This is a genomic window from Mesorhizobium qingshengii, from assembly GCF_900103325.1.
GTDB lineage: Bacteria > Pseudomonadota > Alphaproteobacteria > Rhizobiales > Rhizobiaceae > Mesorhizobium > Mesorhizobium qingshengii.
This window is the reverse complement of sequence record NZ_FMXM01000012.1, coordinates 214,593-225,773: the sequence shown is the minus strand read 5'-3', so window position 1 is coordinate 225,773 and position 11,181 is coordinate 214,593. Positions and strand designations below refer to the sequence as shown.

The following is an 11,181-nucleotide window of genomic DNA, read 5'->3' as shown; positions in this document are numbered from 1 at the left end:
ACATTGCCCGAAGAGTTGCGGCGCTCGTTGACATGGGACCAGGGCAAGGAGATGGCTCGGCACAAGAGCTTCACCGTTGCCACCGACCTACAGGTCTACTTCTGCGATCCGCGCAGTCCCTGGCAGCGCGGCAGCAACGAAAATACCAACGGTCTGCTCAGGCAGTATTTCCCCAGAGCTACCAACTTCTCCCACGTCTCGCAGGACCAACTCAACGCCGTTGCCCTGCGGCTCAATCAGCGCCCCCGAAAAATCCTGGACTTCGAAACGCCCGCCGATAGGCTACAGAAGGTGTTGCAATGACCTATTGAACCCACCGTCCAAAAAGGTTCATCCTCCGCCAAGGAATTCTGGGGAGGCTAACCGAAGAAAGGAAGTGTTGCCAGTGGCAGGGTCTTCCCTTCTCCCCTTGTGGGAGAAGGTGGATCGGCGCGCAGCGCCGAGACGGTTGAGGGGTGGGTGACGGAGTGCCGTCGGCGCCAAGCTGGAACACCCCTCATCCGACCTCACTTCGTGAGGCCACCTTCTCCCACAAGGGGAGAAGGGAAGACCGCACTCAGCTCAGGAACGGCTTCGCCTTCATCGTCGCCGGCACAGGCACCCCGAGGCGGCTCAAGATGGTCGGCGCCAGTTGCAGCTGGTCGAGCAGCGTGTCGGCCTGTGGGCCTTGGCCTGGACCGAAATAGTACAACGCAAAATCCTGCATCTCCTCGTCATGGCCGCCATGGTGGCCACGATCGGTCTGGCCGTGGTCGGCGGTGACCATGACCTCGTAGCCGGCTTCGATCCAACGCGGCAGGAAAGCCGCCAGCATGCCATCCATCGCATAGACGGCATGGTCCATCTCGTGGCAGTCGTGGCCGAAGCGGTGGCCCATCGAGTCCAGCGTGCAGGTGTGCAGGATGCCGTAGTCGATGCCATGGCGCCTGGTCAGCATGGTCAGCGTCGCGAATAGGTCGACGTCGCTTGGCGTCATCTGGTTGCGGGCGTTGTAGCCGGTCATGGTGTGAAACCGGCCATGCGTGATCGGCCCGCCCGGCTCATCGTATTCCATGTCCTCGACCAGGTCGAACGGATAGGCGCGGAAGAATTCCGACCAGTAGGAATGGGTGACGGCGCCGGTCTTGCCGCCGGCCTTGCTGACTTCGGAGAAGATGTCGGGCTGCCCGACGCGGAATCGGTTCTCGTTGGACAGGATGCCGTGCACCTGTGGCGATACGCCGGTGTGGATCGAGGCGTAGCAGCAGGCGGAGGTCGACGGCAGCACGGAGCGCATCGTCCAGACCCGCGCCTCGCCCGATTGCACCCAGCCTTCGAGATTGCCCATCAGCCGGCGCCAGTTCCGGTAAGGCACGCCATCGAGGATGATCAGCAAGAGCTTGGATTTGAGCGCCATGGGCTGCTCCATGCGGTTTGGCAGTTGATAAGGGAACGCCGCGTGCCGTTCCGGGCACACGGCGTTCCTGCAGGTGAATCAAACGAGCATGATTTGACTATGCGTTCAGCCAGCACTCAGCCAACGCATAACCATCCATCATTTCGCCGATCGGGCTCTTGGCGAAGCCGCCGATCTTGTTGGTGGCGGCGGCGTCGATGAACTGGTTGAAGAAGGGCACGATCAGCCCGCCTTCATCGCGCATCATCACCGCCATGTCGTGGTAGATCGCCTTGCGCTTGGCCTGGTCGAGCTCGCCGCGCGCCGCAAACAGCATCTTGTCGAATTCCGGCCGCTTGAACCGCGTATCGTTCCAGTCGGCGGTCGAAACGTAGCCGGTGGAGTACATCTGGTCCTGCGTGGCGCGCCCACCCCAGTAGGAGAGCGAGAAGGGCTGCTTGTTCCAGACTTCCGACCAGTAGCCATCGCCCGGCTCGCGCTTGATCTCGATCTTGATGCCGGCCTTGGCGCAGGACTGCTGGTAGAGCTGGGCGGCATCGACGGCGCCGGGGAAGGCGACATCCGAGGTGCGCAGCACGATCGAGCCGCTATGGCCGGACTTCTTGTAGAGCGCAGCTGCCTTTTCCAGATCGAACTTGCGCTGTTCGATGTCGCTGGAAAACAGCGGATAGGCTTCGTTGATCGGGAAGTCGTTACCGACCGAGCCATATCCGCGCAGGATCTTCTCCAGCATCTCGTCGCGGTCCATGGCGAGTTTCAACGCCATCCGCAGGTCGTTGCTGTCGAATGGGGCGGTGTCGCAGAACATGTTGAACGGGTAGTAGCCCTTGCCCGACACGTTCTCGATGGTGACGCCCGGAATGCGCTTGACTAGGTCGACCACCTTGGGCTCGACGCGGTTGATCATGTGCACCTGGCCGCCCTGCAGGGCGGCAAGCCTTGCGGTCGCGTCGTTAATGACGACGATCTCGATCTGGTCGGCATGGCCCATCTTGTCGCCTTGCCAGTAATTGGCGAAGCGCTCACCGCCATGGCGCACGCCCGGCTGGTTGACGGTGACCTTGTAGGGGCCGGCGCTGATGCCGGCATTCGGATTGTCCTTGCCGCCATTCGGCTGGATGACGAGATGGTAGTCGGCCATCAGATAGGGGAAGTCGGCATCGGCGTCGCCAAGCGTGACGATGACTTCCTTGCCGCTCGCCTTGACGCCCTTGATGTTCTTGAGGATGCCGAGTGCGCCCGACTTCGATTTCTCGTCGGCATGGCGTTCGATAGTGGCCGCGATGTCTTCCGCGGTAACGGTCTTGCCATTGTGGAATTCGATGCCGTCGCGCACCTTGATCGTCCAGGTCCTGGCGTCCTTGGCGGCGCCGATCTCCTCGGCGATCATGTTTGTCAGGCTGTTGTCCGGCATCAGCCGGACCAGGTATTCGCCCCATTGCTTGCCGAAACTGTAGGTGACCTGGCTGAGGTTGAGCGCCGGATCGAGGCTGTTGGTCGATTCGCCGCCTTGCAGGCCGGCCTTGAGGATGCCGCCCTTGACCGGCGCCTGCGCGAAGGCTTTTCCCGCCAGTGTCGTCGCCAGCGCCGCAGATACGCCCAGTGCCGCGGTGCGGCCGAGGAAGTCGCGCCGCGATATCCGCCCCTGGCCGGCGAGTTCAGCGAGATGGTCGAGTTCAGTTTTCATTTTTCTACCCCCTTTGAAACAATTTCACACGAGCGGCGCGCCCGCCCAGAAGGACGTGTGGCGCTGGAGTGTTGCATGCGGATGACGGCAGCCGTCTTCCCTGGCCGGCGGGTCAGGTCCATCCCTTTGTTTTGGCGCAATTCCCTAGGGAAATCGCTACGCGCTTTTCCCGGGAAAACCGTTTCATGTTTTTCCTGGAATTGTTCTAGTTCCCCGCGCTGGCCATGCGCCGTCCCTTGATCGCCTTTTCCAGCCAGCCGATCTCCATCTCTGGGACCGATGACAGGAGAAGGTCGGTATAGGCGTCGAAGGGCGGTGTCAGCACCTTGCTCTTCGGCCCATAGCGTACCACCTCGCCGCGATACATCACGGCGATCGAATCGGCGATCGACTTCACCGTGGCGAGGTCATGGGTGATGAACAGATAGGCGACGTTCTCCTCCTTCTGCAATTCGAGCAGGAGCTCGAGGATGCCGTGCGCCACCAGCGGATCGAGCGCCGACGTCACCTCGTCGCAGATGATCAGCTTTGGCTTGGCGGCAAGCGAACGGGCGATGCAGACGCGCTGCTTCTGCCCGCCCGAAAGCTCGGCCGGGTAGCGGTCGATAAAACCCTTGCCCATCTCGATCTTGTCGAGCAGTTCGGCGACGCGGGCGTCGCGCTGCTTGCCGCGCATACCGAAATAGAACTCCAGCGGCCGGCCGATGATGGTGCCGACGGTCTGGCGCGGGTTCATTGCCACATCGGCCATCTGGTAGATCATTTGCAATTGGCGCAGATCCTCCTTCGGCCGGTCGGCCAGCCGGTTGGCCAACGGGCGTCCGTCGAAGGTCACCGTGCCCTGTTCGGGCGGCAAAAGCCCTGTGATGGCGCGCGCCAGCGTCGACTTGCCCGAACCGGATTCGCCGACGACGGCCAGCGTCTGGCCTGGATAGATGTCAACCGAGACGTTCTTCAGCACCTTGACGTGGCCGCCGCCATAGGCGGCGGTGACGTTCTTTACCGACAGGAATGGCGTCGTGCCTGGCTTCTGTTCGGCATGTTCGATCTCATGTACGGACACCAGCGCATTGGTGTATTCCTGGCGCGGCTCCTTGATGATCTGGCGCGTGCCCCCCCATTCGACCAGCCGGCCATGGCGCAGCACCATGATCTCGTCGGAGACCTGGGCGACGACGGCAAGGTCATGGGTGATGTAGAGCGCCGCGACATGGGTGTCGCGGATGGCGTCCTTGATCGCAGCCAGCACGTCGATCTGCGTCGTCACGTCGAGCGCCGTCGTGGGCTCGTCGAAGACGATCAGGTCCGGCTCGGAGCACAGCGCCATCGCCGTCATCACGCGCTGCAGCTGGCCGCCCGACACCTGGTGCGGAAAGCGTTCGCCGATGGTTTCCGGGTTCGGCAGGCTGAGCTTCTTGAACAGCGCGACGGCGCGTTTCTCGGCCTCGGCCCGCGTCGCCGTGCCGTGCAGCAGCGTGGCTTCCACCACCTGGTCCATCAGCCTGTGCGCGGGGTTGAAGGCGGCCGCCGCCGATTGCGCGACATAGCAGACCTCGCGGCCGCGCAGCTTGCGGAAGCCTTCCTTGCCGCCCTTGAGGATGTCGCGGCCGTTGAGGATGACCTCACCGCCCGTTATGCGCACGCCGCCGCGGCCATAGCCCATCGACGACAGGCCGATCGTCGACTTGCCGGCGCCGGATTCACCGATCAGCCCCAGCACCTTGCCCTTCTCCAGCGTCAGCGAGACGTCGTGGACGAGGGTGATCGTCTTCGGCGGCTCGCCGGGCGGATACACCGTGGCCTCGATGCGCAGATTGCGGATGTCGAGCAGCACGCCAGGCTTCGCTTTGCTGTCGGCCATCAGCCGCGTCCTCCCTTCAGGCTTGTCGTGCGGTTGAGCACCCAGTCGGCGACAAGATTGACCGAAATCGCCAGCATGGCGATCGCCGCAGCCGGGATTAGTGCAGCCCCGATGCCGAAAACGATGCCGTCCTTGTTTTCCTTGACCATGCCGCCCCAGTCGGCATCCGGCGGTTGCACGCCAAGGCCGAGGAAGGACAGCGTCGACAGGAACAGCACGGCATAGATGAAGCGCAGGCCGAGTTCCGAAACCAGCGGCGACAGCGCATTGGGCAGGATCTCGCGGAAGATGATCCAGGCGCTGCCTTCGCCGCGCAGCTTGGCCGCCTCGACATAGTCCATGACATTGATGTCGACGGCGACCGCTCGCGACAGGCGATAGACACGGGTCGAATCGAGAATGCCCATCACCAGGATCAGCGTCACCAGGTTGGACGGCAGCACGGAGAGCACGACGAGGCCCATGATCAGCGTCGGGATCGACATCAGCAAGTCGACGAGACGCGACAGCAGCGTGTCGAACCAGCCGCCGAACACCGCCGCCGAGAAACCGAGGATGGCGCCCAGCGAGAACGACAGCGCTGTGGCAAGCACCGCGATGAACAGGGTGATGCGGGCGCCGTAGATCATGCGCGACAGCAGGTCGCGGCCGAGATTGTCGGTGCCCAGCCAATGCGTCGCCGACATCGGTTCCCAGACGTCGCCGACGATCTCGCCATTGCCATGCGGCGCGATCCACGGCGCGAAGATCGCCGCCAGGACGAACAAGGCGGTCAGGACTATGCCGATCAGCGCCGGGATGGGGATGCGTTTGATATCGAGCATACCCGCCCCCTTACTTTGGATGCCGAAGGCGCGGATTGGCGACGATCGCCGCTATGTCCGCAATGATGTTCAGCCCGATATAGACGGCGGCGAAGATCAGCCCCACCGCCTGCACCACCGGCACGTCGCGCTTGGTGACGTGGTCGACGAGATATTGCCCCATGCCGGGATAGACGAAGATCACCTCGACCACGACAACGCCGACGATGAGATAGGCGAGGTTGAGCATGACGACATTGATGATCGGCGCAATCGCGTTGGGGAAGGCATGCTTGCGGATGACGTTGAAGGCCGACAGGCCCTTCAGTTCCGCTGTCTCGACATAGGCCGACTGCATGACGTTGAGGATCGCCGCCCGCGTCATGCGCATCATGTGGGCCAGCACCACCAGCGTCAGCGCCGTCGCCGGCAAGGCGATGGCCTGCATGCGCTCGCCGAACGGCATGCCGTCATAGACGGTCGAGATGCCCGGAAAGATCTGCCATTTCACGGCAAAGAAATAGACGAGCACGTAGCCGATGAAGAATTCGGGGAAGGAGGTCGACGCGAGCGCCAGTCCGGAGATCAGCTTGTCGACCCAGCCATTGCGGTAGCGCACCGCGATCAGGCCCAGGATGATCGCCAGCGGTACCGCGACGATGGCAGCCCAGAAGGCGAGGAACAGCGTGTTCCACAACCGTCCCTTGATCGACGTTGCGATATCCTGCCCGCTCGACATCGCCGTGCCGAGGTCGCCGGTCAGCACGCCGCCGAGCCAGCGGAAATACCTGATATAGGCCGGATCGTTGAGCCCGAGCTGCTCGCGCAGATTGGCGAGCGACTCCGGCGTCGCCGATTGTCCGAGAATGGCTTGCGCGACATCGCCGGGCAGGATCTGGGTGCCGGCGAAAATCAGGACCGAAACGGCCAGCAACAAGAGAATGCCCAGCGCGATGCGCTGGGCAATTAGCTTCAGGATGGGTGAAGACATATCCGCAAAGCCGGGCTCAAGCCTGGAGCCAGCACTTCGCCAGGGCATACCCGTTCATCAATTCCTGATGCGGATCATCGACCCAACCGTCGACCTTGGCGCCGGTCGCGTCGATGAACTGGTTGAACATCGGCAGGATCAGACCACCTTCATCGCGCACCATGACGGCCATGTCGTGGTACATCGCCTTGCGCTTGGCTTCGTCGAGCTCGGCGCGCGCCGCCAGCACCATCTTGTCGAAATCGGGACGCTTGAAGCGCGTGTCGTTCCAGTCCGCCGTCGACAGATAGGCGGTCGAATACATCTGGTCCTGTGTCGAGCGTCCGCCCCAGTAGGAGGCGCAGAAGGGCTGCTTGTTCCAGACTTCCGACCAGTAGCCGTCGCCAGGCTCGCGCTTGACCTCGAGCGTGATGCCGGCCTTGGCCGCGCTCTGCTGGAAGAGCTGCGCGGCATCGACGGCACCGGGGAAGGCGACATCCGAGGTGCGCAGCAGGATCGAGCCGTCATGGCCCGACTTCTTGTAGTGGAACTTGGCCTTGTCGGGATCGTACTTGCGCTGCTCGATCTCGGTGAACAGCGGATAGGCCGCGTTGATCGGGAAGTCGTTGCCGAGCGAGCCGTAGCCGCGCAGTACCTTGTTCAGCATCTCCTCGCGGTCGATCGCCAGCTTCAGCGCCATGCGCAAATCGTTGTTGTCGAACGGCGCCGTGTTGCAATGCATGATGAAGACGTAGTGGCCGGGACCGGAATGGTTGCGGATGGTCACGCCCGGCACCCGCTTGATCAGGTCGACGATCTTCGGCTCGACGCGGTTGATCATGTTGACCTGGCCGCCCTGCAGGGCCGCCGTGCGCGCCGTCGCATCGTTGATGACGATGATCTCGATCTGGTCGGCATGGCCCATCTTGTCGCCCTGCCAGTAGTTGGCGAAACGTTCGCCGCCATGGCGCACGCCGGGCTCGTTGGTGGTGACCTTGTAGGGGCCGGCCGAGATACCTGCATCGGCCTTGTCCTTGCCGCCATTGGGCTGGACAATCAGGTGATAGTCGCTGAGCAGGTAGGGAAGATCGGCATTCGGCTCCTTCAGTGTCAGCACGACTTCCTTGCCGCTGGCCTTGATGGTCTCGATGCCCTTCATGTAGCCGAGTGCGCCGGACTTCGACTTTTCGTCCGAATGGCGCTCGAGCGTGGCGGCCACGTCCTCGGCGGTCACCGTCTTGCCATTGTGGAATTCAACGCCGTCGCGGATCTTCAGCGTCCACACCTTGGCGTCGTCGGATGAGCCGATCTCCTCGGCGATGCGGTTCTCGAGCTTGCCCTCCGGCGACAGCTCGACGATCATTTCACCCCACATCTTGCCGAAGGCGAACGGCACTTGCGTCATGAACAGAGCCGGGTCGAGGCTGTTGGTGGATTCGCCACCGACTAGGCCGGCCTTGAGCGTGCCGCCCTTGACCGGGCCAGCCGCCCGCGCCGCACCTGAAAGCAGGGAGTTAGCGAAGGTCGCGGTGACGCCGAGCGCCGCCGCCCGACCGAGAAAATCACGACGGCTCAGTTTGCCCGACGCGACACGCCGGCTAAGGAATTCCAGTTCGTTTGACATGTTGAGTTCCTCACTCTGTTGGTTCGACTCTGCGGCCGATTTTCTTGTTTCTTGTGAGGAGAATAATGACCGCAAGGGAAAGCGGTAAGCAAGACCGAATGCGACATGCCGTGGCGTAAATCGCGCGTCGCATTTGGACCAATGAAAGCGAGCCTCAATCGAGGCTCAAAGGAGTGCGCGCGGCACCTTTTCCTCGAAATTGCGCTCGAAGACGAGCATTTCGCCCTCGTAGGCCTCGATTCTGGCACTGACGATGAAGTTTTGCGCATCGGATCGCATTTCCGCCGATGTCTCCGTGCGCACCGACCATCCATTTCGCGACAGGGTTTGCGTCCAGTGCGTCTTTCCCGAGGCCGATAGCGGATCGTCGGGATGGATCGTCCAGGTCTCGCGGGCAATGCTGCCATTGACCAGCCCATGGGCGAGATCGCGCACTTCGCCGAAATCGTCCACTATGGAAAGCGTGACAATTCCGCTCTTCTCGTCGCGATCGACATGGCGCTCGGAACTGGTGGCGCGGACGGTTTCCGTTGCCCAGGGGGTGGCGCCTTCCGGTTCGGCGAACGTCACTTCGGCGCCTGTCGCCAACGGGCGCAATGGCAAGGACAGCGTCGCGGCCGACATGGTGAGCTGAACCGGTTCTGGCGACGGCCAGATCATCGGCCAATATGCGTTCGAAACGGCAATACGCAGGTGGTGGCCTGCTGGCACGCGATAGGCGCATTGATCGAGCACCACGCGCGCCGACACGGTTTCGCCGGGCACCAGCGCTTGCGGGAATTCGTGCGAGTTGCGGTGCGTCAGGTTGAGCACACCATAGGAGATCAGTTCCGAGGCGCCATCGGGATGCACGTCGCACAGCCGGATCGCGATGTTGGCCTGCGGACGGTCGGAGGATAGGTGGACCTCGACTTCGGGCGCGCCGACGATGTCGATCGCCTCGGTGAGCGGCGGCTGGTCGAAACACACCGACAGCGCATCGTCGGGGCGCTGGTCGCCCGGCAGTTCCGGGCCGAAGGTGAACGGAAAATACTCGCCGCCCGCGAGGCCGCAGCTCTGCGGCGAGGCGACGATCGCCGCCTTGCTGCCCTCCGGAACAAGCTCAATCACTTGAGTCTTGATGGTGGGCGATGGCCACTCCTGTTCCGCCACCCAGCGGCCCGGCCGCTGGGGGTGCCAGCGTGCCGGGCGCACGCTGTCCATCACATAGGCACGGTAGGTCGGGTCGGCTTCGACACCGGTATCGATACCCTTCAGCCAATGGTCCCACCAGCGCAGCGCTTCCTGCAGGAAACCGATGGCGGGCTTGGGTGCCGCGTAGTGTGGGTATTTGTGAATCCAGGGACCAATGATGCCCTTGACCGGGGCTTCGATGTTCGTGGCGAGATGCGAGACGGTGTTGCGGTAGCCGTCATGCCAGCCGCCGATCGACAGCACCGCCGCATGGACGGCGGAAAAATCCTCGCAGATCGAGCCGCGTTTCCAGTAGGCGTCGCGGTGCTGATGCTTCAGCCATAGCGGTGCCAGGAAGGGCTGGTTCTGAAGCCTTGTCAGCCAGAGATCGCGCCACCTGACGTCGCCGGCCAAGAGCGGGTCCGGCGGCCGCGACGAATAGGAGAGCATCGTCGATGCCCAGCCGAAATTCTCGATCAGCAGGCAGCCGCCCTTGTAGTGGATGTCGTCGGCATAGCGGTCGACGGTCGAGCACAGGCTGATCACCGCCTTCAGCGCCGGCGGCTGCTTGGCCGCCACCTGCAGGCAGTTGAAGCCGCCCCAGGAAATGCCCATCATGCCGACATTGCCGTTGCACCAGGGCTGGCTTGCCGCCCAGGCGATGACGTCGCAGGCGTCCTGCAATTCCTGCTCGGAATATTCGTCGTCCATCAACCCTTCGGAATCGCCATTGCCGCGCATGTCGACACGGATCGAGGCATAACCGTGACCGGCAAAATAGGGATGCGTCAGCTGATCGCGAAAAATCGTGCCGTCGCGCTTGCGGTAGGGCAGGTGCTCGAGGATCGCCGGCACCGGCTCATCGCCGGCATCCTCCGGCATCCACACCCGCGCCGACAGCCGGCAGCCATCCGGCATGACGATGGCCATGTCCGGAAATTCGACGACCTTGCGGGGAAATTCGGTGACGGTTTTCATGAGGGACTCCAGGATCGCCAGATGATGGAGCCGGTGGGGTCGCGTCGTGGGCCAGCCAACGAATTCGACTGGTCAATCCGCGTCAATTCAGCGGAATGTCGTTTTCAGCCTTGCTCGCCTGATAAGCTCCGGACAGGTCGTCGTAGAGGGTCGAAATCCTGCCGATGCGCGTTTCCAGCCGCTGGCGCTCGGCCTCGGGCAGCGACCGCACCAGCCTGCGGATCGAAAAGCTCTTCCAATAGGCATTCTCGGCGTTGTAGCCGCCGGGGTCGAGGGTGAAGACCTCCTTCAGGATCCTGAGATCATGCGGGATGGCAAAGCTGTCGCGCGAATCCTCGTGGCTGAACAAATAGTAGAAGTTGTCGAAGCCGGTCCAGGTGATCGCCGACAGGCACAGCGAGCAGGGTTCGTGCGTGGCGAGGAAAATGGCGTCCCTGGTATCGACGCGCTCGGCCTTCGGCATTTCGTAGAAACGCTTCAGGCAATGCACCTCGCCATGCCAGAGCGGGTTTTCCACCTCGTTGTTGGTCTCGGCCAGCACCAGCGAACGGTCGTCCTTGCGCAGAATCGCCGCGCCGAACAGCTTGTTGCCATGGGCAACGCCTTCTGCCGTCTTCGGCACGATGTCGTGCTCGATGACGTCGAGCAGGCGGTCGATCAGCGAAATGTCGGTCATTTTCGGGTCTCCT

General features: G+C 62.7%; 9 protein-coding genes. 1 reads left to right on the top strand and 8 read right to left on the bottom strand.

Translation table 11 applies throughout. The annotated features are described in order from the left end of the window. Nucleotides 1-303: IS30 family transposase (locus BLS48_RS20175; protein WP_143019448.1), on the top strand; the 303-nt coding region annotated here is incomplete at its 5' end. Between the two features lie 253 nt (nt 304-556). On the opposite strand, the gene BLS48_RS20170 is transcribed toward BLS48_RS20175, so the two are convergent. The 8 genes from BLS48_RS20170 to BLS48_RS20135 all read right to left on the bottom strand — a co-directional run bounded on the left by BLS48_RS20170 (nt 557) and on the right by BLS48_RS20135 (nt 11,168). Next, nucleotides 557-1,396, bottom strand: coding sequence for an alkaline phosphatase family protein (locus BLS48_RS20170; protein ID WP_091581113.1), 840 nt, complete (start codon nt 1,394-1,396; stop codon nt 557-559). A gap of 97 nt (nt 1,397-1,493) precedes the next feature. Beyond that, complete coding sequence (locus tag BLS48_RS20165) at nt 1,494-3,083, bottom strand: ABC transporter substrate-binding protein (protein WP_091581036.1); 1,590 nt, start codon at nt 3,081-3,083, stop codon at nt 1,494-1,496. Nucleotides 3,084-3,288: 205 nt separating this feature from the next. Beyond that, the gene (locus BLS48_RS20160; RefSeq protein ID WP_091581034.1) at nt 3,289-4,944 is read right to left on the bottom strand and encodes an ABC transporter ATP-binding protein; all 1,656 of its coding nucleotides are present in this window, start codon (nt 4,942-4,944) and stop codon (nt 3,289-3,291) included. Then, nucleotides 4,944-5,768 carry an ABC transporter permease gene (locus BLS48_RS20155; protein ID WP_091581031.1) on the bottom strand — a complete coding sequence of 275 codons (825 nt, stop codon included), beginning with the start codon at nt 5,766-5,768 and terminating at the stop codon, nt 4,944-4,946. Before BLS48_RS20155 ends, BLS48_RS20160 begins: the two co-directional genes overlap by 1 nt. Nucleotides 5,769-5,778: 10 nt before the next feature. Then, nucleotides 5,779-6,738: an ABC transporter permease gene (locus BLS48_RS20150; protein ID WP_091581030.1), complete on the bottom strand. Its 960-nt coding sequence runs from the start codon at nt 6,736-6,738 to the stop codon at nt 5,779-5,781. A gap of 16 nt (nt 6,739-6,754) precedes the next feature. Next, nucleotides 6,755-8,341, bottom strand: coding sequence for an ABC transporter substrate-binding protein (locus BLS48_RS20145; protein ID WP_091581028.1), 1,587 nt, complete (start codon nt 8,339-8,341; stop codon nt 6,755-6,757). 165 nt (nt 8,342-8,506) lie between these two features. Further along, complete coding sequence (locus tag BLS48_RS20140; protein WP_091581025.1) at nt 8,507-10,492, bottom strand: CocE/NonD family hydrolase; 1,986 nt, start codon at nt 10,490-10,492, stop codon at nt 8,507-8,509. A gap of 82 nt (nt 10,493-10,574) precedes the next feature. Continuing rightward, a complete protein-coding gene (locus tag BLS48_RS20135; RefSeq protein WP_091581022.1) occupies nt 10,575-11,168 on the bottom strand; it encodes a nucleoside deaminase in 594 nt (197 codons plus the stop codon). Between the last annotated feature and the right edge of the window lie 13 nt (nt 11,169-11,181).

Coding starts and splice junctions, on each gene's coding strand:
- BLS48_RS20170 (WP_091581113.1), bottom strand. CDS start 1,396: ATGGCGCTCAAATCCAAGCTCTTGCTGATCATCCTCGATGGCGTGCCT.
- BLS48_RS20165 (WP_091581036.1), bottom strand. CDS start 3,083: ATGAAAACTGAACTCGACCATCTCGCTGAACTCGCCGGCCAGGGGCGG.
- BLS48_RS20160 (WP_091581034.1), bottom strand. CDS start 4,944: ATGGCCGACAGCAAAGCGAAGCCTGGCGTGCTGCTCGACATCCGCAAT.
- BLS48_RS20155 (WP_091581031.1), bottom strand. CDS start 5,768: ATGCTCGATATCAAACGCATCCCCATCCCGGCGCTGATCGGCATAGTC.
- BLS48_RS20150 (WP_091581030.1), bottom strand. CDS start 6,738: ATGTCTTCACCCATCCTGAAGCTAATTGCCCAGCGCATCGCGCTGGGC.
- BLS48_RS20145 (WP_091581028.1), bottom strand. CDS start 8,341: ATGTCAAACGAACTGGAATTCCTTAGCCGGCGTGTCGCGTCGGGCAAA.
- BLS48_RS20140 (WP_091581025.1), bottom strand. CDS start 10,492: ATGAAAACCGTCACCGAATTTCCCCGCAAGGTCGTCGAATTTCCGGAC.
- BLS48_RS20135 (WP_091581022.1), bottom strand. CDS start 11,168: ATGACCGACATTTCGCTGATCGACCGCCTGCTCGACGTCATCGAGCAC.